This window comes from Trinickia sp. EG282A, assembly GCF_040965455.1.
Taxonomy (GTDB): Bacteria; Pseudomonadota; Gammaproteobacteria; order Burkholderiales; family Burkholderiaceae; genus Trinickia; species Trinickia symbiotica.
Genome location: NZ_JBFRCC010000004.1, coordinates 673,984 through 695,991, shown reverse-complemented (window position 1 = coordinate 695,991; position 22,008 = coordinate 673,984). Strand labels below are relative to the sequence as shown.

At 63.6% G+C, this 22,008-nt stretch carries 20 protein-coding genes; 19 read left to right on the top strand and 1 reads right to left on the bottom strand.

Features of this window, described 5'->3' with window-relative positions:
- Positions 1-20: 20 nt before the first annotated feature.
- The 6 genes from AB4Y31_RS22365 (at position 21) to AB4Y31_RS22340 (ending at position 6,599) form a co-directional block, all read left to right on the top strand.
- On the top strand, positions 21-239 hold the full coding sequence (locus tag AB4Y31_RS22365) for a 4-oxalocrotonate tautomerase family protein (RefSeq protein ID WP_368675826.1): 219 nt from the start codon (positions 21-23) through the stop codon (positions 237-239).
- Positions 240-362: 123 nt separating this feature from the next.
- Complete coding sequence (locus tag AB4Y31_RS22360; protein WP_368675825.1) at positions 363-1,655, top strand: aspartate carbamoyltransferase; 1,293 nt, start codon at positions 363-365, stop codon at positions 1,653-1,655.
- Positions 1,656-1,799: 144 nt separating this feature from the next.
- Positions 1,800-2,588: a 2Fe-2S iron-sulfur cluster-binding protein gene (locus tag AB4Y31_RS22355; RefSeq protein ID WP_368675824.1), complete on the top strand. Its 789-nt coding sequence runs from the start codon at positions 1,800-1,802 to the stop codon at positions 2,586-2,588.
- Positions 2,589-2,639: 51 nt separating this feature from the next.
- Positions 2,640-3,659 (top strand): xanthine dehydrogenase family protein subunit M, encoded by a 1,020-nt coding sequence (locus AB4Y31_RS22350; protein WP_368675823.1) that lies wholly within the window; start codon positions 2,640-2,642, stop codon positions 3,657-3,659.
- Positions 3,656-5,878 carry a xanthine dehydrogenase family protein molybdopterin-binding subunit gene (locus AB4Y31_RS22345; protein WP_368675822.1) on the top strand — a complete coding sequence of 741 codons (2,223 nt, stop codon included), beginning with the start codon at positions 3,656-3,658 and terminating at the stop codon, positions 5,876-5,878. The genes AB4Y31_RS22350 and AB4Y31_RS22345 overlap by 4 nt, the downstream gene beginning before the upstream one ends.
- A 136-nt stretch (positions 5,879-6,014) precedes the next feature.
- Positions 6,015-6,599, top strand: a complete 585-nt coding sequence (locus AB4Y31_RS22340; RefSeq protein WP_368675821.1) for an NTP transferase domain-containing protein — start codon at positions 6,015-6,017, stop codon at positions 6,597-6,599.
- A 334-nt stretch (positions 6,600-6,933) separates the two neighbouring features.
- On the opposite strand, the gene AB4Y31_RS22335 is transcribed toward AB4Y31_RS22340, so the two are convergent.
- A complete protein-coding gene (locus AB4Y31_RS22335; RefSeq protein WP_368675820.1) occupies positions 6,934-7,071 on the bottom strand; it encodes a hypothetical protein in 138 nt (45 codons plus the stop codon).
- Here AB4Y31_RS22335 and AB4Y31_RS22330 point away from each other — a divergent pair.
- The 13 genes from AB4Y31_RS22330 (at position 7,070) to AB4Y31_RS22270 (ending at position 21,976) form a co-directional block, all read left to right on the top strand.
- A complete protein-coding gene (locus AB4Y31_RS22330) occupies positions 7,070-8,494 on the top strand; it encodes a coproporphyrinogen-III oxidase family protein (RefSeq protein WP_368675819.1) in 1,425 nt (474 codons plus the stop codon). The two genes, AB4Y31_RS22335 and AB4Y31_RS22330, sit on opposite strands and share 2 nt — an antisense overlap.
- The gene (locus tag AB4Y31_RS22325) at positions 8,491-9,720 is read left to right on the top strand and encodes an MFS transporter (protein ID WP_368675818.1); all 1,230 of its coding nucleotides are present in this window, start codon (positions 8,491-8,493) and stop codon (positions 9,718-9,720) included. Before AB4Y31_RS22330 ends, AB4Y31_RS22325 begins: the two co-directional genes overlap by 4 nt.
- Positions 9,713-10,072 carry an adenosylmethionine decarboxylase gene (speD, locus tag AB4Y31_RS22320; RefSeq protein ID WP_368675817.1) on the top strand — a complete coding sequence of 120 codons (360 nt, stop codon included), beginning with the start codon at positions 9,713-9,715 and terminating at the stop codon, positions 10,070-10,072. Before AB4Y31_RS22325 ends, speD begins: the two co-directional genes overlap by 8 nt.
- A gap of 1 nt (position 10,073) precedes the next feature.
- Positions 10,074-11,396, top strand: a complete 1,323-nt coding sequence (locus AB4Y31_RS22315) for a tryptophan--tRNA ligase (protein WP_368675816.1) — start codon at positions 10,074-10,076, stop codon at positions 11,394-11,396.
- Between the two features lie 141 nt (positions 11,397-11,537).
- A complete protein-coding gene (locus AB4Y31_RS22310; protein WP_018443994.1) occupies positions 11,538-11,690 on the top strand; it encodes a hypothetical protein in 153 nt (50 codons plus the stop codon).
- Positions 11,691-11,873: 183 nt separating this feature from the next.
- Positions 11,874-13,415, top strand: a complete 1,542-nt coding sequence (locus AB4Y31_RS22305; protein WP_368675955.1) for a methyl-accepting chemotaxis protein — start codon at positions 11,874-11,876, stop codon at positions 13,413-13,415.
- A 101-nt stretch (positions 13,416-13,516) separates the two neighbouring features.
- On the top strand, positions 13,517-15,253 hold the full coding sequence (locus tag AB4Y31_RS22300; RefSeq protein ID WP_368675815.1) for a peptidoglycan D,D-transpeptidase FtsI family protein: 1,737 nt from the start codon (positions 13,517-13,519) through the stop codon (positions 15,251-15,253).
- 254 nt (positions 15,254-15,507) lie between these two features.
- Positions 15,508-16,599: a pyruvate dehydrogenase (acetyl-transferring) E1 component subunit alpha gene (gene pdhA, locus AB4Y31_RS22295; protein ID WP_368675814.1), complete on the top strand. Its 1,092-nt coding sequence runs from the start codon at positions 15,508-15,510 to the stop codon at positions 16,597-16,599.
- A complete protein-coding gene (locus AB4Y31_RS22290; RefSeq protein ID WP_368675813.1) occupies positions 16,592-17,575 on the top strand; it encodes an alpha-ketoacid dehydrogenase subunit beta in 984 nt (327 codons plus the stop codon). The genes pdhA and AB4Y31_RS22290 overlap by 8 nt, the downstream gene beginning before the upstream one ends.
- Positions 17,572-18,711 carry a dihydrolipoamide acetyltransferase family protein gene (locus tag AB4Y31_RS22285; RefSeq protein WP_368675812.1) on the top strand — a complete coding sequence of 380 codons (1,140 nt, stop codon included), beginning with the start codon at positions 17,572-17,574 and terminating at the stop codon, positions 18,709-18,711. The genes AB4Y31_RS22290 and AB4Y31_RS22285 overlap by 4 nt, the downstream gene beginning before the upstream one ends.
- A gap of 121 nt (positions 18,712-18,832) precedes the next feature.
- Entirely contained in the window at positions 18,833-18,988 is a 156-nt protein-coding gene (locus AB4Y31_RS22280; protein WP_368675811.1) for a DUF3309 family protein, read from the top strand.
- Positions 18,989-19,119: 131 nt separating this feature from the next.
- Positions 19,120-20,205: a glycosyltransferase family 4 protein gene (locus tag AB4Y31_RS22275; RefSeq protein WP_368675810.1), complete on the top strand. Its 1,086-nt coding sequence runs from the start codon at positions 19,120-19,122 to the stop codon at positions 20,203-20,205.
- A gap of 10 nt (positions 20,206-20,215) precedes the next feature.
- On the top strand, positions 20,216-21,976 hold the full coding sequence (locus AB4Y31_RS22270; RefSeq protein WP_368675809.1) for an HAD-IIB family hydrolase: 1,761 nt from the start codon (positions 20,216-20,218) through the stop codon (positions 21,974-21,976).
- Positions 21,977-22,008: the final 32 nt, after the last annotated feature.

Genomic DNA, 22,008 nt, shown 5'->3' with positions numbered 1-22,008 from the left:
CACCCAAATTGGAGCAATCCATGCCATTCGCAAATTACAAATTCCCTCAAGGCATCCTCGATCACGCGCGCAAAGAGGAGATCATCCATCGCACGACGGCGATGTTCGTCGAATACTTCGGCGAAGGCGTCCGCCCCTATTCGATGGTGCTCGTCGAGGAAGTCGCCGACGGCGGCTGGGGCCGCGCCGACGAAACGCTGACGCTGGAGAAAATGGGACTGCCGCCAAAATCGAAATGATCGTTTAAACGCAGGTGACCTTCGATGCCGGGGCGCACAAGCGAATATCCGGCACCGTGCTTGACTTCCGCCAACGCCGAAGTAATATACGCAGCGCGTACAACTACGACGGCGAGGCCACCCATGAGCGTTCCCCAGCAGGCATTCCTTCGCGATGCCATGCGACGCATGAACATGACGCGCGAGGCATTCGCGAACCGCATCGGCGTTAGCCGTCGAGCGCTCGACACGTGGCTGCTGCCCGACGATTCGCAGGAATCGAGATCGATGCCGGAAATCGTCGGGCGATTCGTATCCGAAATCGTCGGCAATATTGAGCGCGACGAAAACTATACGCAAAGCGTAGACTCTGGGTCACTCGCGAGCAAGATTCTTTTCGAGGGCAAACCACAGCTGCTATCGGTCGATCAGTTCTCGCGTGACGCCGTCGAGTCGCTGTTCCATGTCGCCGACATCATGCAGCCGATCGCGCGCCGCCAGAAGATCTCGCGCGTGCTCGAAGGAGCCGTGCTCGGCAACCTGTTCTTCGAGGCGAGCACGCGCACGCGCGTATCGTTCGGCGCCGCGTTCTGCCGGCTCGGCGGCTCCGTCTGCGATACGACGGGGTTCACCTTCTCTTCGATGGCCAAGGGCGAGTCGATCTACGATACGAGCCGCGTCATGAGCGGCTACGTCGACGCGCTCGTCGTGCGTCACCCCGAGCAGGGCTCCGTGGCCGAATTCGCGCGCGCGACGAATCTGCCCGTCATCAACGGCGGCGACGGCCCGGGCGAGCACCCGAGCCAGGCGTTGCTCGACCTTTACACGATCCAGCGCGAATTCTCGCGGCTCGGCAAGATCGTCGACGGTGCGCATATCGCGCTCGTCGGCGACCTCAAATACGGCCGGACCGTGCATTCGCTCGTCAAGCTACTCGCGCTTTATCGCGACATCAGATTCACGCTGATTTCGCCGCCGACGCTGGAGATGCCCGGCTACATCGTCGATCAAATCTCGCGCAACGGGCATGTCGTCGAACAGACGAACGAGTTGGCTTCGGGCTTGCGCGGTGCCGATGTCGTCTACGCCACACGGATCCAGAAGGAGCGCTTCGCCGATGAATCGTTCGAAGGTTACACGCCAGACTTCCAGATCAATGAAGCGCTCGTCGAGACGGTCTGCGGGCGCGACACCCTGATCATGCACCCGCTGCCGCGCGACAGCCGGCCCGGCGCGAACGACCTGAGCACCGATCTGAACCACGATCCGCGGCTCGCCATCTTCCGCCAGACCGACAATGGCATTCCGATCCGCATGGCAATCTTCGCGGTGCTGCTCGGCGTTGAAAACCAGGTGCAGCACTCGATGCGCGATGCGACATGGCGGCCGCCCGCGTATATCGGTCCTGACGACGCGGTGTTTCACGGTATCGATTGATTGAAATAATCACGTAAGTCCCGCTGACCGCGCTGGCATAGAAACCAGCGCGGCGCATGCGCGCCCCAAGCGCGAGCGGTCCGGGCATCTGACTTGCTGCAAACTCCGACTCGTTGGGACGCAAACTCAGCGTCCATTTCCGCCGTGCTTCATCGCATCGACGAAGTCGACAGCATCGACGCCCAATGGAGCGAGCCGATCGCCATGTCCAAGCCGCCTCTCCCCCTCTCCAGCGACGCCAAGGCCGTAAGCCAAACCGAACGCAACCCTGACCTGGCGCGCCGCCGTTTTTTGCAATCGGCCGCCGCGGCCGTCACTGTCGGCGCGGCGCCTCACCTGCACGCCAAGGAATCCCAGATGAACGATGCTTCCGCGCCAGCGCCAACAGGCGCAATGCCAACGGTCCGCTCGCCGGCCATGCCGGTCAAGCTGACGATCAACGGCCGCCTTCATCAGCTACAGCTCGAGCCGCGTGTCACGCTGCTCGACGCGCTGCGCGAGTACGTGGGCCTCATGGGCACGAAAAAAGGATGCGACCGTGGACAGTGCGGCGCCTGTACCGTGCTGGCCGACGGCCGCCGCATCAATTCGTGTCTCACACTCGCCGTCATGCACGAGGGCGAATCGATCACGACCGTCGAAGGGCTGGCGCAAGCCGGCACGCTGAGCCCGATTCAACAGGCGTTCATCGAACGCGATGCCTTTCAATGCGGTTACTGCACGCCGGGCCAGCTCTGCTCGGCGACGGCGCTCATCGAAGAGTTCCGGGCCGGCGCCGCGAGCGCAGCCACGCGCGACGTCCGCGCGAAGCCGACCGAGCTCACCGAAGCGGAGATTCGCGAGCGAATGAGCGGCAACATCTGCCGTTGCGGCGCCTACCCCAACATCGTGGCCGCGGTGATCGACGTCTATCGACGTCAACGCACGGCATAACGCTCGACCCGCACGGTCGAAGCGGAACGATAGGACAACGAAGGAATTCTGATGGAAGCGATTTCCTACGAACGCGCGTCCGATGTCGCGGGCGCCATACGAGCGGCGCGCGAGCCCGGCGCCATGTTCATCGGCGGTGGCACGAATCTCCTCGATCTGATGAAGGGCGGCGTGGCACGGCCCGTCAAGCTCGTCGACATCACCCATCTCGGCAGCGGACTCGACGCGATCGAAAGGTTGCCCGATGGCGGCCTGCGCATCGGCGCGCTCGTGCGGAACAGCGACGCCGCCGATCACGCGCTCGTCCGCCAGCAGTATCCGCTGCTCTCGCAGGCGTTCGTCTCGGGCGCCTCCGCACAGTTGCGCAACATGGCAACGGTAGGCGGCAATCTGCTTCAGCGGACGCGCTGCCCCTATTTCTACGACACGGCATTCGCCGAGTGCAACAAGCGCATGCCCGGCAGCGGCTGCGGCGCCCTCCACGGATATCAACGCACTCAGGCTATTCTCGGCGCCAGCTCGCAGTGCATCGCGGTGAACCCATCCGATATGAGCGTTGCGCTCGCCGCCCTCGATGCAACGGTACGCGTGACAGGCGCCGACGGCGAGCGTGCCATTCCGTTCGCGGATTTTCACCGTCTGCCGGGCGATCACCCTGAACGGGATACGACGCTGCGTCCTGGCGAGCTCATCACGTTCGTCGATTTGCCGCCGCCCGCCTTCCCCGAGCATGCCTATTACCTGAAGGTGCGCGATCGCGCGAGCTACGCGTTCGCTCTCGTTTCCGTCGCCGCGGCACTGCAACTGCAGGGAGGCAATGTTTCGGACGTGCGAATCGCGTTGGGCGGCGTCGCGCACAAGCCGTGGCGCGCGTCCGTCGCCGAGCGCATGTTGACCGGCGGGCCGCTCAACGACGAGCGATTGCGCGAAGCGGCGGCCGCCGAATTGCGCGATGCGAAGCCGCTTGCGGGCAACCGTTTCAAGGTCACGCTTGCCGAGCGGGCCATCGTACGTGCCGTCAACATAGCCGCGGGGCGCAGCAGCCCGGGCATTACCGGAGTAGTCGCATGAACATGATCGGTCAACCGCTCGATCGCACCGACGGTGTGCTCAAGGTCACCGGCCAGGCTCAATACGGCGGGGAGTTTCCGGCGGCCAAGCTCGCGCATGGCGTCCTCGTCACAAGCACGATCGCGCGCGGCAACATCGCCTCGATCGATACGAGCGTCGCGGAAAACCTCCCAGGCGTGATTCTCGTGATGACCTATCGCAATGCGCCGCGTCTGCCAAACAACGGTCGGCCGAAGGTGACCCCGCCCGCGCTGAGGCGGCTTTCGCTGCTGCAGGACGACGAAGTGCATTACAACAACGAACCCATTGCCGTGGTGGTGGCCGAAACGTTGGAGCAGGCCACCCACGCGGCCGATGCGCTGCGCGTTTCCTATCGGCAGGCCGCACCCGCGCTCGATTTTCAAGCGGCCAAGGCCAACGCCCATCCGCCTCCTTCGATGTTCGGCGGCCCGCCCGACACGAAGCGCGGCAATGTCGAAAGCGGGCTACGCGAAGGGCCCGTGCGCATCGATGCGGTGTATACGACGCCGATGGAGACCCACAATCCGATGGAGCCTCATGCTGTTCTCGCGTTGTGGGACGGGCCCCGCGTGACGCTCTACGACACGACGCAAGGCGTCGCGAACTCGCAGCAAGCGGTAGCGACGACGCTTGGCATCGCGCGGGAAGACGTCCATATCATTTCGCCGTTCGTCGGCGGCGGGTTCGGCTGCAAGGGCTCGGTCTGGTCGCACGTCGTGCTGTGCGCGATGGCGTCCCGGCAGACAGGCAGGCCGGTCAGACTCGCGCTGACGCGTCCCCAGATGTTCGGTCCTGTCGGCGGGCGGCCGTACACGGAGCAGCATATCTCCGTCGCCGCCCGCAACGACGGCACGATTACGGGGTTGCGGCACGATACGTTTGCGAACACCTCGGTGCTCGAAGATTGGACGGAGACCTCGGGCGTCGTCACGCGCATGCTGTACGCCACGCCCAATCTCGATACGACGCATCGTCTCGTCCCGATGAACGTCGGCATCCCCACGTTTATGCGGGCACCAGGCGAGACCACAGGGACGTACGCACTCGAATCGGCCCTCGACGAACTCGCTTACGCGCTGAAGATGGATCCGGTGGAGCTGCGCCTGAAAAACTACGCCGAAGTCTCGCCGCAGGAAGGCAAGCCCTGGTCCAGCAAGCATCTGCGCGAGTGCTATCGCGTCGGCGCCGAGCGCTTTGGCTGGTCGAAGCGCCCGCAAGCGGTGCGCTCGCTGCGTGACGGCGATACGCTGATCGGCATGGGTATGGCGACGGCCACCTACCCGGCCCACCGCAGCGAGGCGTCGGCGATCGCTCGCATCATGCCCGACGGCACCGCGGTCGTCGTCTCGGGCACGCAGGATATCGGCACCGGGACCTACACGATCATGACGCAAGTTGCCGCGGATGCGCTCGGCTTTCCCGTCGATCGCGTGAGCTTCGGGCTCGGCGATTCCTCCCTGCCGCGCGCGCCGATCTCGGGCGGCTCGCAATCGGCGGCAAGCGTTTCGCCCGCGGTACACGAGGCCGCCAGTGCAGCGCGTGCGCAGTTGATCGCGCTGGCGCGCGCCGACGAAGCGTCGCCGCTGCACGGCCTCGCCGTCGAAGACGTGACGGTCGTCGACGGCTGGGTGGTGAGCCGATCGCAGCCGACGAAGCGCGATCCGGCAGCCGCGATCATCGCGCGTGCCGGCTCACGCCCGATCGAGGCCGCGGCCACCGCAAAGAGCGGCGATGAGAGCAAACGCTTCGAATCGCATTCATTCGGCGCCGTGTTCACCGAGATCCACGTCGATGCGGCGCTCGGGGTAATCCGCGTACCGCGCGTCGTCGCCGTCTACGACGTGGGCCGGCTGCTGAACGACAAGACGGGCAAGAGCCAGCTCATGGGCGGACTCGTCTGGGGCATCGGCGCCGCGCTCGAGGAAGAGAGTTCGCTCGATACGCGCTATGGGCGCTTCGTCAACGGCAACCTCGCCGAGTATCACGTGCCCGTCAATGGCGATATCGGCACGATCGACGTGACGGTGCTCGACGTTCCCGATACGAACTTCAACCCGCTCGGCGCGCGTGGCATCGGCGAGATCGGCATCACCGGGATCGTCGCGGCCGTCGCCAATGGCGTCTACCATGCGACGGGGGTGCGCGTACGCGATCTGCCGATTACGCTCGATAAGGTCATGATGCAAATGACGGCCTGACGTCTTGTTTAGTTCTGCTTAGGAATCTGAACACATCCACTATGCACATCGGTACATGCGGTATGCTTGCGGCGGCGGGCGGCGCCATGCGGGATCGGCGGCACTGCCCTCCATCGCCGAACAACCGGATGCCCCGATGACCTATGCCTCCCTCGCCACCGGTCTGCTCCTCGCCGCGGGACGCGGCACGCGCTTCGATCCGACCGGTCAGCAAAGCAAGCTCCTCGCACCGCTTCCCGATGGCACGCCTGTCGCGCGTGCCGCGGCGCAGCGGCTGCTTGCCAGCGTTGCGCGCGTCGTCGCTGTCGTAAGAACCGGCGACGAAGCGCTCGCCCATTTGCTCAACGACGCGGGCTGCGATGTCATCTTTTCGAGCGAGGCGGAACGCGGCATGGGCGCAAGCCTGGCCGCCGGGGTCCATGCGAGCGCTGACGCCGATGGATGGGTCGTCGCGCTCGCCGACATGCCCTGGATCGCCCCCGAAACCATCGAAGCGGTCGCACGGCGTCTCGGTCAGGGCTCGTCGATCGTCGCGCCGGTCTATCGCGGTCGGCGCGGGCATCCTGTCGGATTCGGCGCCATGCACGGTACGGCGCTCCAGGCACTCGATGGAGACGTCGGCGCACGCCTGCTGCTTGAGTCGTCGGATTTGACGACGATCGACGTCGATGATGCGGGTGTCATCGCCGATGTCGATACGCCGGGGGATTTGTTGCGCTAGTGAGGTGCTGTTTTTCATTCGTCCGCGGCCGTGCACATTCAGCAACGCATGCATGGACCCAGCCCGACTATCCCCGGTACCGGCGATTGCAACGCCCACCAAGCTATCAACCCCGATAGGTTGAACCCTCTCCGCTGCGTCAATACGATGCCGCCTACCGATCGAGATTAATTTATCTCGATCACGCGATCCCAACCCTTCCGTGTCGCAGCCGTCGAGGAATTGCGATGGCCGTGGCATGGGTGGTCCCAATGCCGGAAACACCTTCCGACATCCCCCGCAGGGGGCATCCTGCACCGACCATTTAGGAGTACGAAATGAATGAAGTCCTGAGCTACTTCGAAACGACGGCGGTCAACACCATGCCGGTGAAGATGGGCGTCTGGTAAGCAAGCGCCCGATGACGGTGGAAGGGGGACGAGCGGAACCCACGCGCTCCCCCTTCGCGTTCCGACTGGAGAGCCTCGTCCATGAACCTGCTTCGTCAGCAGTCCCTAGTCAAGTTCGATCGCCAATTTCCCATTTACAACTTCTTCTTCCCGAGCCAGGGAAAAGAACGGTCCACACGCACCTTCTCCGAAATATGGACCGAAGCGAACCGGCACGCGCGATCGCGTGCGCTCTACTTCCATATCCCGTTTTGCGACACCATCTGCAATTTTTGTCCTTTCACGCGCGGTAAGTACTCCGAACGCACGGTCATCGATCGCTACTTCGATTCGTTGCTCTCGGAGATTCGCATGAAAGCCGATCTTGCCGATCTCAAGGGCATCCCGATCGGCGCCATATTTTTCGGTGGAGGAACACCGAGCCTGCTCGACCCCGATCAAATCGTCGAAATCGGCGAACTGATCCGCAATACGTTCGATCTCTCTCATCTCCGCGAGTTTTCGTTCGAAGTCGAAGTGAAGAGCCTGACTCGCGAACGAGCGAATGCCATGCGCGAAATCGGCGTAACCCATCCCCGCTTCGGCCTGCAGACGTTTTCGCAGAAATGGCGAGACATGTTCGATCTGACCGCTACATTGCCCCAGGTTCACGAAGCGGCCGTCTTACTGAAGGAGAAGTTTCCGTTCCAGACATTCGACATCCTGTACGGAATGAGCGGACAGGACGAAGAGGAATTGATCGCGGATCTGACCCAGGCGGTCCAGCTGGGCACCACGAATGTCGATATCTACCCGATCGACAACATCGTCACCCAAGTCGGCCTTCACGCCAAGCTCGCCCAGGCGGAGGCAGCGCCAACTTCCGCGATGCGCAAGTTCAGCATGAATGTGCTCGTCGATCAATTCATGCGGCATGCCGGGTTCATGCCGCACAACGGCCACGGATACGTGCGCGCCCCGGTCACGTCCGCGGTGGTCAGCGACGCCTACTCGTTCGTCTATCACGAGCATGTCTACGGCTACCATGATTTCGACCTGATGGGCTTCGGCGTCAATGCAATCAGTTCGACGATGGGACACGTGACGACGAACACGCACAGCAGAAACGCCTACAGCGAAAAGATCGCGCATGGTGCCATTCCATGCGAAACGAGCGAGCACGACAATTCGCTCGACTACGCGCGTCCGCTCGTCCTCCGCCTTGCCTACCACGGACACGTCGACAAGCCACGCGTGGAGTGGCACCGCGTGCATCCCGAAGTGATCGCCAAGCTCGATCAGCTCAAACAAGAAGGCTTGGTGACGGAAGACGAAAGCTCCCTCTCACTGACGAAGCTCGGGTGGTACTGGTATGTCGACATCATGTACTTCCTGATGCCCAAAGCCGATCAATTGCTGATGAACGCGCTGGTCGCTCAAAGGCTGCAAGACCCCGGACGGTCCTTCACCAAGCGCGAGCTGCTTTATCCGGTCGTCTCGCTCAGCTCCGCGGCGACTCCATCATGATCACGATGCTTCGCCGAGAGCGCGCGTTTACCGTGCTGCTCTCGGGTAACGTCCTTTCGCAAATCGGCGACGGCGTCCACGAATTCATCTTCATTGTGGCCGTCCTCGAAGCGGCGAATAACGACGTCACGCTCGCCGGCCTCGTCTATTTCTTCCGATTCATCCCCTATCTCGTCCTCGGGCCGCTCGGCGGCGCATTGTCGGATCGTGTTTCGCGGCGCGCGCTCATGCTCGGTGCGGACCTCGCGCGCATGTCGATTACGGCCTGTTTTTGCGTCCTGCTGGCGAACGACCGCGCCGGGCTCGCATCGCTCGCCGCCATCGGTATGTCGATGACGTCGTTCAGAACGCTTTTCCAGCCCGCATTCCAAGGGACGATACGGTCGTTAGTGCGCACGGAGCATCTGCCTGCCGCGAACGGCGCCACGCAGTTGGCTGCGGAAATCGGCAGCCTCGTCGGGCCAGCGCTCGGCGGCTTAGCGCTGTCTGCGATAGGCAACGCGGGCTTCGTCCTGGCGCTCGACGCGGCCACTTACCTGCTATCGGCGGCTTGCATTCTGCTAGCCGCGGCAAAACCGGCAAAAACCGACCCCGAAACTCCGTCAGTAGACCTAACCGTTCGCGGCCTCTATGGCGACTTCCTCGGGAATCTGAGAGAAGTCATGATCGCGCGCGATCTGCTCATCACGATCGCCGGCTCGGCGCTATGCATTCTTTTCGTCGGCGCCGCGTTGCGAATATTGCTTCCTTCGATGCTGAAGGGCGCCAGCTACAGCGAGAGCGCGATCGGCTACGCGATGAGCGCCATCGCGTTCGGCGCGATCGTGGGCGCCGCGCTTTGCAGCAAGATTGTCAGCGACTTCAGCACCCGGACGCTGATGCTTTGCTGGTGCGCTTACGGTTTCGCCCTGGCACTGCTGCCCGCGGGCATATCGAGCGCGTCCGTCATCTTCTGCGGGTGCTTCATCCTCGGCAGCTTCGGTGCATTCGTCGACGTGATCTTGCCCACGAATATTCAAAAGCTCTCCACGGGCGGGAACCTCGGCAAGAACTTCAGCCTGTTCTCGACGCTGGCGAACACCGGCGAGGCGTTGTCGGGCGGCTTCGCCGGCGCTTTGACCTCGCATGCTTCGACGAGCTTCAGCATTACGATTATCGGAATCATGGTCGCGTCGATCGCCTATGCGGGCAAACTGACAGCGAAGTCGATGGCAACCCATGTCTGACGGCAGCTACCTCGCATACGGGCGTCATGTCATCGTCGACATCGCGGAAACCCCGGCCGCTATCCTCGACGACATGGACCGGCTCGAGCAGGCGCTCGTCAGCGCCGCCGTCGCCGAAGGCGTCACGGTGCTCGGCACGCTCAAGCATGCGTTCAACCCAAGCGGCGTCACGATTTTGCTTTTGCTCGCCGAATCGCACGTCTCCCTCCATACCTACCCCGAGGAAGGCAAAGCCTTCTTCGATGCATTCACCTGTGGCGCTCGACATGAGCCGCTCAGACTCTTTCGAAGATTCGCGGCGATGACTGCGGTGCGTGGATATAAAATACTGCGCTGCGAACGAGGGGGTTGATATGCAACAAAGAATTCTTACTGGCATCACCACAACGGGCATTCCGCATCTTGGCAACTATGTGGGCGCAATTCGCCCTGCCATTGCGGCAAGCTCGGCTTCGGGCGTCGAATCGTTTTTCTTTCTGGCCGACTATCACGGTCTCATCAAGTGCGACGATCCCGTGCGCCTCTCACGTTCGCGCGTCGAGATCGCCGCGGCATGGCTCGCGTCGGGCCTCGACCCCGAGCGAACCTACTTCTATCGGCAAAGCGACGTCCCCGAAACGCTCGAGCTCTATTGGCTGCTGAGCTGTGTCACCGCCAAGGGGCTCATGAATCGCGCGCACGCCTATAAGGCGGCGACGGACAGCAACGAAGCGGAAGGCGAGGACATCGATGCCGGCGTGACGATGGGTTTGTTTTGCTACCCGATTCTGATGGCCGCCGACATCCTGCTCTTCAACGCGCACAAAGTCCCCGTTGGCCGCGATCAGCTTCAGCACCTGGAAATGACGCGCGATATCGCGCAGCGCTTCAATCAACTGTTCGGCAACGGCAAGGAATTGCTGACGCTGCCCGAGGCCGTCGTCGGCGAACAGGCGGTTCTGCCTGGTCTCGACGGGCGAAAAATGAGCAAGAGCTATGGCAATACGATCCCGCTCTTCGCCGGCGGACGCGATGGGCTCTCGGCCGGCGTCATGAAGATCGTCACCGATTCGAAGCTGCCGGGCGAGCCGAAGGACCCCGATGCGAATCCCATCCTCACGCTCTATTCGGCGTTCGCCGGCGCCGACGAATCCGCGGCATTCCGGGCCGAGCTCGCGAGCGGTCTCGGTTGGGGCGAAGCCAAATCGCGGCTCGTCCAATGCATCGAGCGTGAACTGGCCCCGATGCGCGAACGTTACGACTCGTTGATGGCGGCACCGGCCAAAGTGGAAGAGATTTTGCTGGCCGGGGCGGACAAGGCGCGCGCGCTCGCACGCCCGTTGATGGAAGAACTGCGCGACGCGGTGGGGTTGCGCGGATTTTCGTCGATTGGCGCCGCCGCTCACCCGGCGGCACCGAAGGCGGTCGCAGCGGCATCGTCGAAACCGCCGACGATGCGGCAGTACCGGGAGTCGGACGGCAGCTTTCACTTCAAGCTCGTCTCCAGCGGCGGAACCGTGCTCCTTCACGGTGGTCCCTTCGAGAGCGGAGCGGAAGCCGGCCGCACGATCCGGGCGCTGCGCGAGACGCACGGCCAGTCCGATGAGTTGCCGATGCACGTCCGAATCAACGCGGAATTGGCGGGCGATGAAGTCGAAGCCGGTCTGCAGGCCTGGGTCGACTCATCTGGTGACTGAGCATCGACGGGACGGCGACGGCCGCTCGAGCGACAAGCGCTCAGCGGCTCAGAGCCGTCTCGTTTCCTACCAAGGAATGCCCTATAACTGAGCCAAAGGAGCCCGGTTTCCCGCCAAGCCCTCTATGCCGACGAGGCCGTCATGGACTACTACATGCATACCACGCCCATCCCCGAACCGCTCGCGGACCCGACGCGAGACCCGGAAGGCGAGCCCTTCGTTCCGCCGCCCCCCGGCCATCACAACGACGAGCCACAGCGTCCCGAAGGCCCGCCGGACAAGGACCCGGTCTGATGCGCGGCAAGCCCTAATCCTATACGCATCGCTCCCTCAATCAGGGTTTCCCCCGCTGCGTCGCCAGGCGCGAGGTGTCGATAAGCCGGTCGGGTGCGAGTCGTTTCTCGCATTCTCGACCCAGCCGTCCGGGTCACGAATTGTCAGACGGATCGACTACTCAATGGAAGGCGCATGCAAAAAATGACTTTGAACCAGAAGCTCGGCTCGATGATCGCCGTGCTCTGGATCGGGCTGATTCTCATTGCCGTGGCCGGCGTCTGGCAATACCGCGCGTCGATGCTGAAAGATCGCCGCGAGCAGCTGATGTCGGTGGTGCAATCGGCCATGAGCATCGTCAAGCGCGACTACGAGCTTTCGCAGCAGCATGCGATGAGCGAGGACGATGCGAAGAAGAAGGCGCTCGAAGCAGTGGCCGCCATCCGCTACGGGCAGGACGGCTATCTTTCGATCAACGACTCGAAGCCCGTGATGCTGATGCACCCGATCAAGCCGCAATTGATCGGAAAGGACCTGGCGAACTTCACGGATCCCGCCGGCAACCATCTCTTCATCGATCTCGTGCGCGCGGGAAGCCAGGAAGGCGGCGGCTTCGTCGACTATCTCTGGTCCAAGCCCGGCAGCGAAACGCCCGTTCAAAAGAAATCGTATTCACTGCGCTTCGCGCCGTGGGACTGGGTGCTCGTCACCGGCATGTATATGGACGACGTCAATGCGGAATTCGTCAACGCGATCATCCGCTGGTCTATCGTCACGGGCGTGCTCGGCGTCCTTGCCACTGTGGCGATGGTGCTCGTGCTGCGCAGCGTGCGGCGCGGCCTCGGCGGCGATCTCGAGGTTGCGATCTCCACGGCGCAACGGATTGCCGAGGGCGATCTGACCGCGCATGTGCCCGTCTCGTCCGACGATCACGGCAGTCTCATGCACGCGCTTGCGCAGATGCGCTCGGGTCTCGCCGATGCCGTGTCGCGCGTTCGCATGGGCGCCGAAAACATCAACGTCGGGGCGAGCGAAATCGCCGCCGGCAACATCGACCTGTCGCAACGCACCGAGCAGCAAGCGGCGGCACTCGTCGAGACCGCGTCGAGCATGGACCAAATGACGGCCAATGTGAAGCTGAACGCCGATAGCGCCTCGCAAGCGGCCCATCTCGCCGAGCAAGCGGCCGACGTCGCGACTCGCGGCAGCAGTGTCGTCGACGACGTCGTGCGGACGATGAGCGAGATCACATCGAGTTCGCAGAAGATCGGCGACATCATCGGCGTCATCGACGGCATTGCATTCCAGACCAACATCCTCGCCCTCAATGCAGCCGTCGAAGCGGCGCGCGCCGGCGAGCAAGGCCGCGGGTTCGCCGTAGTCGCCTCGGAAGTGCGCAGCCTCGCGCAACGTTCGGCGACGGCGGCCAAAGAGATCAAGGCACTGATCGAATCGTCGACGAGCACGGTCGATCAAGGGGCGGCGCTCGTTGCCAACGCCGGATCGACGATGGGCGAAATCGTGCAATCGGTGCGACGCGTCAACGAGATTCTCGAAGAAATCAGCCATGCGTCGCGCGAGCAGAGCGCAGGCATCGAGCAGGTCAATCGCGCGGTCGGGGAAATGGACAAAGTGACGCAGCAGAACGCCGCGCTCGTCGAGCAAGCGGCGGCGGCCGCGCAATCGCTGAAAGATCAGGCAGGCGTGCTGCGCGAGGCAATCTCGGGATTCAGATTGCCCGCCTGAATTACAAATTCATTACAATACACCGTCAAACCGACGGTGGCGCGCCATCGTCGAAAGCGCTCATTGCCGCGCCGGGTCTCCCGGTCCAATTCCGCTCCTCGATGCTGGTCAAGAAACGAACGCCACGCCCTTTTGCAGGGCCCGCTAAAAATCCCATCCTCGCGCCACGCATCCCGGCTTGGCGCTCCACGCTCGTCATGGCGGTCATGGGGCTCGCGTTCGGCGTGCTCGCTGCGCGCGCACTATGGGTGCAGATCGTTGCGCACGATTTCCACGTCGCGCAAGGGCAAAAACGTCATCGGAAAACGGTCGAGCTCGATGCGATGCGCGGCCCGATCGTGGACAGACACGGCGCGCTGTTGGCCGTCAGCCTGACAACCTACGAAATCTGGGCCGAACCCAGGCGCATCGAACGTTCGGCTCATGCAGCGCTCGCGCGAGCGCTTGCGCTTCCCGTGCCCGAGCTCGAACGGCGCCTCGCTACCGAGCGTGCGTTCGTCCTGCTCGAGCGCCACGTCGACATGCAGACCGCGAACTCGATCGCCCGCCTCGGACTGGCCGGCGTTACGCACGTCGCTGCGTCGAAGCGCTTTTATCCCGAAGCGGAATCGGTTGCGCACGTCACCGGGTTCACGGATATCGACGATGACGGGCAGGAAGGGATCGAACTCGCCGCGAATGCGATGTTGGGCGGACAGGCGGGAGCACGCGATGTCATTCGCGACCGGCTCGGTCGCATCGTCTCGGAGCTCGCTCCGCCCGTTCCCGCGCGCAATGGCCAAACGGTCCGGCTGACGATCGATCGTCGCGTTCAGCAACTCGCGTACGCACAGCTGCAAGCCGCGCTCGCCCGGCACGGCGCCCAGGCGGGCAGTGCGATCGTCCTCGACGCCCGCAACGGGGAGATCCTGGCTCTCGCCAACGCGCCGAGCTTCGATCCCAACAATCAGGCGAGCCGCAAAGGTCATGCATTGCGCAATCGCGCGCTGACGGATACGGTCGAGCCCGGCTCGACGATCAAGCCGCTCGCGGTGGCGCTCGCACTCGATGCAGGCCTCGTGAAGCCGACGACGCTCGTGGAGACGGCGCCTGGTCATTACACGATCGGCCCAAATACGATTCACGACACGTCGAATCACGGAACGATCACGATCGCGGAGGCGGTGGCGAAGTCGAGCAACGTGGCAATGGCCAAGCTCGCGTTAAATCTGCCGGCCGAGCGGATTTGGAGCAAGTATCGGGAATATGGCATCGGGCAGGCACCTCAATTGCCGTTTCCCGGCCTCGCCGCGGGCAGCATGCGACCGTGGCAGCGCTGGCGGCCGATCGAGCAGGCGACGATGGCATACGGATATGGCCTGTCGATGTCGCTGCTGCAAATCGCCGAAGCGTACACGGCGTTCGCCGGCGACGGCACGCTGCGGCGTGCAAGGCTCATCATCGACGATCAAGACGCCACATCCGATTCCTCGTTCGATAGACAGCAGGCGCGCCCTGCTCCGCGCGTAACGGCGCCCGAAACAGCGGCGGCGATCCGCGAAATGCTCGAGGCGGCGGCCGCGCCCGGGGGAACCGCCGAGGGGGCGCGCATCGAGGGTTATCGCGTCGGCGGCAAAACCGGGACGGCTTGGAAGCACGTGGGCACAGGCTACGAGAAGGGCAAATATCGCTCGCTTTTTGTAGGACTGGCACCGATCGACGCGCCGCGCATCGTGGTTGCGGTCATGATCGACGAGCCTGCGGGCCGCACGTACTACGGCGGCAAGGTGGCCGCCCCCGTCTTCGCTTCGATTGCCGGCGGGACGTTGCAACTGCTCGGCATACCGCCCGACGTGTGACGGTCCGCCCGCCCGGCGCCGATGGTTCGCATCCAGCATCGATGTTTCGTATGCGGCGGCGGCGGCTTGGCTTTCTGCAATGCTCTCCCGCGCACCCTCCGGTTTTGCGCCAACTTGTTTTCACCGCCAAACGTACTAACGTTTTCAATGCGGCCATGAGCCGCACAAGAAGGCGAATGCGGATCGTGCAGCCACAACCCGGCTGACGCCGCGGCGCAAAATCGAAGAAAGACCCGGACCCTGGGACATCGATCATGACGACGGTCGCAACTTTTACGGTCGACCATACGAGCTATCTCGACGCGGCCGGCAACGCAAACAAACCGTTGCCCGAATTCGCGCAAGATGCCGCGACGCTCGTCGGCTTCTACCGCGCAATGGTGCTCACCCGCGCATTCGACACGAAAGCTATTTCGCTGCAGCGCACTGGCAAGCTTGGCACGTTTGCATCGGCACTCGGGCAAGAAGCCATCGGAGTAGGCGTCGCGGCGGCGATGCGGCCGGACGACGTTCTTTTCCCCTCGTATCGGGACCATGCCGCGCAATTGCTGCGGGGCGTCACGATGGGCGAAAGTCTCCTTTATTGGGGCGGCGACGAGCGCGGCAGCAATTTCAGCCGCGCCCGCTACGACTTTCCGAACTGCGTGCCGATCGGCACCCAGGTCTGCCACGCCGCCGGCGCGGCCTATGCGTTCCGGCTGCGCGGCGAGCCCCGCGTAGCGGTGACCATCTTCGGCGATGGCGGTACGTCGAAAGGGGATTTCTACGAAGCGATGAACATGGCGGGCGTCTGGCGCGCGCCGCTCGTCCTCGTCGTGAATAACAATCAATGGGCGATTTCGGTGCCGCGCGCCAAGCAAACCGCCGCGGCAACGCTCGCGCAAAAGGCCATCGCGGCGGGCGTCGAAGGGTGCCAAGTGGACGGCAATGACGTCGTTGCGGTGCACGATGCACTCCTTCGCGCCCTGGACAAGGCTCGCCGCGGCGACGGGCCGACGCTCGTCGAAGCGCTCAGCTATAGGCTCGGCGACCATACGACGGCTGATGACGCATCGCGCTACCGCGACCCCGAGATCGTCCAGCATCAATGGGAAAGCGAGCCCATCGCGCGCTTGCGCAAGTACCTGCTGAATATCGGGGCATGGGATAAGGCGCGGGAAGAAGCGCTGGCAAAGGTTGCGGGCGAGCAGGTCGAAGCCGCCGTTCAGGAGTACTTATCAGTTGCCTCGCCTGACGCGTCCGCGATGTTCGCGCATCTTTATGCGGCGCTGCCGCATGCACTCGAGGAGCAACTTGCAACGGCCGAGCATTTCGCACCCGAGAACGGGGAGCAGCGACATGGCTGATCTGAATCTCGTCGAAGCCGTCAATACTGCGCTCGCCTATGAGCTCGAGCACGACGATTCGGTCGTACTGCTAGGCGAAGATATCGGCACGAACGGCGGCGTCTTCCGCGCGACGGTCGGACTGCAGGCGCGTTTCGGCGAAGCGCGCGTCGTCGATACTCCGCTCGCCGAAACGGCGATCGCAGGCACCGCGGTCGGCATGGCGGCGATGGGCCTGCGCCCGATCGTCGAGATTCAGTTCGCGGGCTTCGTCTATCCGACGATCGATCATGTGCTCAATCACGCGTCGCGCTTGCGTCACCGAACACGCGGGCGCCTCGCGTGCCCGCTCGTTATCCGCACCCCTTGCGGTGCGGGTATCCACGCGCCGGAGCACCATTCTGAAAGCCCCGAAGCATTGTTCGCGCATATTCCCGGACTGCGCGTGGTCATGCCTTCGTCCCCCGAGCGCGCCTATGGCTTGCTGCTCGCGGCCATCCGCGATCCCGATCCCGTCATCTTCCTCGAACCGACGCGGCTCTATCGCCTTTTCAAGCAGTCGGTCGAAGACAACGGCGTCGCGTTGCCGCTCGATACATGCTTCGTCGCGCGCGAGGGAGATGACGTTACGCTCGTGAGCTGGGGCGCCATGCTTCAGGAAGTGCAAGAGGCCGCCGATGAGCTGGCCGCCGACGGCGTCTCGGCCGAAATCGTCGACGTGGCCACGTTGAAGCCGCTCGATATGGAGACGATCCTCGCCTCGGTCGCGAAAACGGGGCGCTGCGTCATCGTTCATGAAGCGCCGCGCACCTGTGGTGTCGGCGCGGAAATTGCCGCGACGCTCGCGGAACGAGGCCTGTATTCGCTGCTCGCGCCGATCGAACGCGTCACCGGCTACGACGTCGTCGTACCGCTTCCCCGGCTCGAACGGCAATACATGCCCAGCGTCGAGCGGATCTTGAACGCGGTCAGAAAAACGCTCGAGGCATCGTCATGAAGATGTTCAAGCTGCCCGATCTGGGCGAAGGCCTGCAAGAAGCCGAGATCATCGAATGGCACGTCGACGAAGGTGACGAAGTCAAAGCCGATCAGCCGTTGCTTTCAGTCGAAACGGCAAAGGCCATCGTCGAGATACCCTCTCCGCAAGCGGGACGCATCGCAAAGCGCTTTGGCAAGAAAGGCGACATCGTCCATCTCGGCGCCGCCCTCGTCGGCTTCGAAGGAGCCGATAGCGACGACGCGGGCACCGTTGTCGGCCGAATGCCCGAGGCACCGGGAACGGCGCGTGCCGCACGCGAGAGGCACGCACCGGCGCCTCGCGTCTACGGCGGGCTCTCGGGTGTGGGAACCGGCTCGACCTCGATCAAAGCGACGCCCGCGGTGCGCGCACTCGCGCGCAAACTCGACATCGATCTCGCCATGGTGACACCGTCCGGGATGGATGGCATCGTGACGTCGGCCGACGTTCAGCGCACGGCGAAGTTGCTCTCCGAGCTCGGACCGCCCGAAGAGCTGCGCGGCGTGCGACGTGCGATGGCGCAGAACATGGGCCGCGCGCAAAGCGAAGTGGCCGCTGCAACGGTCATCGATGACGCCGACATTCATGCCTGGAAGCCGAACACCGACGTGACGATCCGGTTGATCCGCGCACTCGTGGCGGGCTGCCGCGCGGAGCCGGGGCTCAATGCGTGGTTCGATGGGCGGGCAGCGCGGCGTCACGTGCTTTCGAAGATCGACGTCGGCATTGCCGTGGATTTGCCCGACGGCCTCTTCGTACCGGTGCTGCGCGATGTCGCGCATCGCGATGCCGCCGATCTGCGTGCGGGACTCGATCGGATGCGCGCGGACGTGAAGGCGCGCAAGATTCCACCGGAGGAGTTGCGCGGCGCCACCATCACCTTATCGAACTTCGGCATGATTGCCGGGAAGTACGCGGCGCCGATCGTCGTGCCGCCGACGGTAGCCATCCTCGGCGCGGGGCGCATGCACGACGAAGTTGTGGCCAGCGAAGGCGAGGCTGCCGTTCATCGCGTGCTGCCGCTCAGCTTGACGTTCGACCATCGCGTCGTGACGGGCGGAGAGGCCGCCCGATTTTTGGCGGCCGTCATCGTGGATTTACAGCAGGCACTGTAAAACGGGAGCACGAACCGCGCTGAATCCCCGGTCGGTAGATCGCCCGGCACATGAATTGCGGACGATGGGGGTGCGTCGCGGCTACCGCCGTGCCCCATTTCCTCATTCGTGAGAGGGCGATATGTTAGGAACCATTCTTATCATCGTGCTGATCCTTCTGCTGATCGGCGCCTTCCCAGCCTGGCCTTACAGCCGCGGGTGGGGCTACGGGCCGACCGGCGGGCTGGGCATCATCGTCATCATTGTCATTGTGCTAGTCCTTTTGGGGCGAATCTAGCCGGACATCACTACCGCTTTCGTCCGTGCCGCCGAGAGTCGATCTCGTTGCCGGCACGGACGTTGCACGTCGTTTCGCACATTACCCTGCCGTTCAGGCAAGGGATTCTCTGGATCAACACGGAATGCGAAATGCGAATCGCGCAAGTGGCAACGCTCTATGAAAGCGTCCCTCCACGCGCTTATGGGGGAATAGAACGCGTCGTTTCCTGGCTGACGGAGGCCCTCGTCGAACGCGGCCACGATGTCACGCTGTTCGCGAGCGGCGGCTCGACAACGCGCGCGCGTCTTGTCGAAGCGTGCCCGAGCGCGCTGCGTTTCGTCGAAGAAACGGCCGACCCGCAAGCCTTCCACTTTGCGATGCTCGAACGCGTAGTGCGAATGTCGAGCGAGTTCGATCTCGTCCATTTTCATACGGACTATCAGGGGTTTCCATTCGCGCGCCGATTGGCTTGCCCGCATCTCACGACGCTGCATTGGCGGCTCGACATACCAGGCCTCCCTGAGCTCTACCGCGAATTCTCCGACCTTCCGCTCGTCTCGATCTCGCACTCGCAGCGCGCGCCGCTGCCCTGGGTCAATTGGATCGGCACGGTCTGTCACGGCCTGCCCGACAGCCAAATGCCCTTTTCCGCGGAAGGCGGCGACTACCTTGCGTTTCTCGGCAGAATCGCGCCGACCAAGCGGCCCGATCTCGCCATCGAGATTGCCGAGCGCTCGGGCATACCGATCAAAATTGCGGCCAAGATCGACAACGGCGATCGCTGGTATTACGACGGCAGCATCGAGCCGCTCTTTCATGATCCGCTCGTCGAGTATCGAGGAGAGCTCGGCGACGATGAAAAGGGCGACTTTCTCGCGCACGCGCGCGCCCTGCTGTTTCCGGTCGACTGGCCCGAGCCTTTCGGGCTCGTGATGATCGAGGCGCTAGCCTGCGGCACGCCCGTCATTGCATTTCGGCGCGGCTCGGTGCCCGAAATCGTCGAGGACGGCTTGACCGGATTCGTCGTCGACGACGTCGAGGGCGCGGTACGCGCGATCGAACGTCTGGACGAGCTGAGCCGCGCGGCCTGTCGTGCCGCATTCGAGCGACGCTTTACCGTGTCTCGAATGACGGACGATTATCTGGCGCTCTACGGTGAGCTCTTACGGGAAGCCGGCAATCGCTCCGCCATGACGTCGCCGCGCGAAAGCGGGATGGCCACCGACGATCGATAAGGAGTCCGAAATGCGCTTCGTTGCGCTTGCAACCGACTACGACAACACGCTGGCATCGAATGGCCGGGTGGCTGAATCGACTTGGCCAGTGCTCGAGCGGCTGCGGCAATCCGGCCGTCAACTCGTGCTTGTGAGCGGCCGCGAACTCGGCGATCTGCGTACTATCTGTCCGCGCCTCGATCTATTCTCGCGTGTGGTGGCGGAAAACGGCGGCGTGCTTTATCGGCCCGATAGCGGCGAGAAACGCCTCCTCGCACCGCCTCCGCCCGACGCATTCATTCGTGCGCTGCACGAACGCGGCCTGCACGAGTTCAGCGTCAGCGAAACGCTCGTCGCCACGATGAAACCCTACGATCGCATCGCCTTGGATGCCATCCGCGAGCTGGGCCTGGATCTTCACGTCGTCTTCAACGGCGATGCCGTCATGGTGCTCGCGCCGGGCGTCACGAAGGCGAGCGGTCTCGCAGCAGCGCTCGACGAGCTCGGCCTCTCTCCGCTGAACGTCGTCGGCGTCGGCGATGCCGAGAACGACCATCCGTTGCTCGATGCTTGCGGCTTTTCCGCCGCCGTTGCCAATGCCCTGCCGATGCTCAAAGCGCACGCCGATATGGTCACGACGGGCGCGGCCGGCCGCGGCGTGGAAGAGCTCGTCGCCGCGCTGCTCGAGGACGATCTCGCCTCGCGCGCATCGCGCATCGATCGCTCGCGGGTGGTGCTCGGTCAACGGGCCGATGGCGGCGAGGCGGCGTCCATCAGCCTCGATGCCTACGGCACGATCGCGCTCCTGGCGGGGCCGTCCGGCGGCGGCAAATCGACCGTCACTGCTGCGCTGCTCGAGCGGCTCACCACGGCCGGCTATCAAGCCTGCATCTTCGATCCCGAGGGCGACTACGACAATGAAGGTAGTCTGGTTTCGCTCGGCGATGCGCATACTCCGCCCCCGATGGATAGCGCGCTGCATTTGTTGGCGCGGCCCGGTCAACACGTCGCCGTCAACCTGCTGCGCGTGCCGCTCATTGAGCGTCCACGCTACTGCGCCGCGCTGCTCTCGCGCCTGCAGGAATTGCGGGTACGAACGGGCCGTCCGCATTGGCTCGTTTTCGAAGAAGCCCATCAACTTTTCCCGGCGGATTGGGGCATGGCGGCACAATCGCTGCCCATCGCGCTCGAAACCGCGCTCGCCGTCACCGTGCACCCCGACCAGATCGCGCAGCCTTTCTTGCGGCAAGTCAACATGGCGCTCGTCACCGGCAACAAACCCAGCGCAACCGTGGCCGCGTTCGCGAGCACGCTCGGCAAACCCGTCCCTCGGCTGCCGCTCGAATCCGATTCGCTCGAGCGCGGACAACTGCTGGTCTGGGAAACGCAAATGCCGGCCAGCGAACCGTACTTGGTCAGCGTGGAGCCTGGAACGACGCAACGCAGACGCCATCATCGCAAATATGCCGAGGGACTCTTGATCCCCGAGCGCAGCTTTTACTTCCGCGGTCCGGAGGGCAGGCTCAATCTGCGTGCGCACAATCTCGTGCTTTTTCTGGAAATTGCCGACGGCGTCGATTCCGATACATGGCGCTATCACCTGCAACGCGGCGATTATTCGCGCTGGTTCGGTGACGTCATCGGCGACGATGAACTCGCACGCGAAGCGCAAGCCATCGAGTCAGAGCGCGGACTTTCGGTCGACGAAACGCGTGGGCGCATCCGCGCCGCGATCGAGCGCCGCTATACGCAGCCGGAGAATCCTTCGCTGCCGCCCCTGCGGGCGGGTTAGTCGCGACGGTGCGCTTCAACACAGCCAGCGCC

Excerpts from the sequence above, each read along its gene's own strand:
- AB4Y31_RS22365 (WP_368675826.1), top strand. The coding sequence starts at position 21 with ATGCCATTCGCAAATTACAAATTCCCTCAAGGCATCCTCGATCACGCG.
- AB4Y31_RS22360 (WP_368675825.1), top strand. The coding sequence starts at position 363 with ATGAGCGTTCCCCAGCAGGCATTCCTTCGCGATGCCATGCGACGCATG.
- AB4Y31_RS22350 (WP_368675823.1), top strand. The coding sequence starts at position 2,640 with ATGGAAGCGATTTCCTACGAACGCGCGTCCGATGTCGCGGGCGCCATA.
- AB4Y31_RS22345 (WP_368675822.1), top strand. The coding sequence starts at position 3,656 with ATGAACATGATCGGTCAACCGCTCGATCGCACCGACGGTGTGCTCAAG.
- AB4Y31_RS22340 (WP_368675821.1), top strand. The coding sequence starts at position 6,015 with ATGACCTATGCCTCCCTCGCCACCGGTCTGCTCCTCGCCGCGGGACGC.
- AB4Y31_RS22330 (WP_368675819.1), top strand. The coding sequence starts at position 7,070 with ATGAACCTGCTTCGTCAGCAGTCCCTAGTCAAGTTCGATCGCCAATTT.
- AB4Y31_RS22335 (WP_368675820.1), bottom strand. The coding sequence starts at position 7,071 with ATGGACGAGGCTCTCCAGTCGGAACGCGAAGGGGGAGCGCGTGGGTTC.
- AB4Y31_RS22325 (WP_368675818.1), top strand. The coding sequence starts at position 8,491 with ATGATCACGATGCTTCGCCGAGAGCGCGCGTTTACCGTGCTGCTCTCG.
- speD (WP_368675817.1), top strand. The coding sequence starts at position 9,713 with ATGTCTGACGGCAGCTACCTCGCATACGGGCGTCATGTCATCGTCGAC.
- AB4Y31_RS22315 (WP_368675816.1), top strand. The coding sequence starts at position 10,074 with ATGCAACAAAGAATTCTTACTGGCATCACCACAACGGGCATTCCGCAT.
- AB4Y31_RS22310 (WP_018443994.1), top strand. The coding sequence starts at position 11,538 with ATGGACTACTACATGCATACCACGCCCATCCCCGAACCGCTCGCGGAC.
- AB4Y31_RS22305 (WP_368675955.1), top strand. The coding sequence starts at position 11,874 with ATGACTTTGAACCAGAAGCTCGGCTCGATGATCGCCGTGCTCTGGATC.
- AB4Y31_RS22300 (WP_368675815.1), top strand. The coding sequence starts at position 13,517 with ATGCTGGTCAAGAAACGAACGCCACGCCCTTTTGCAGGGCCCGCTAAA.
- pdhA (WP_368675814.1), top strand. The coding sequence starts at position 15,508 with ATGACGACGGTCGCAACTTTTACGGTCGACCATACGAGCTATCTCGAC.
- AB4Y31_RS22290 (WP_368675813.1), top strand. The coding sequence starts at position 16,592 with ATGGCTGATCTGAATCTCGTCGAAGCCGTCAATACTGCGCTCGCCTAT.
- AB4Y31_RS22285 (WP_368675812.1), top strand. The coding sequence starts at position 17,572 with ATGAAGATGTTCAAGCTGCCCGATCTGGGCGAAGGCCTGCAAGAAGCC.
- AB4Y31_RS22280 (WP_368675811.1), top strand. The coding sequence starts at position 18,833 with ATGTTAGGAACCATTCTTATCATCGTGCTGATCCTTCTGCTGATCGGC.
- AB4Y31_RS22275 (WP_368675810.1), top strand. The coding sequence starts at position 19,120 with ATGCGAATCGCGCAAGTGGCAACGCTCTATGAAAGCGTCCCTCCACGC.
- AB4Y31_RS22270 (WP_368675809.1), top strand. The coding sequence starts at position 20,216 with ATGCGCTTCGTTGCGCTTGCAACCGACTACGACAACACGCTGGCATCG.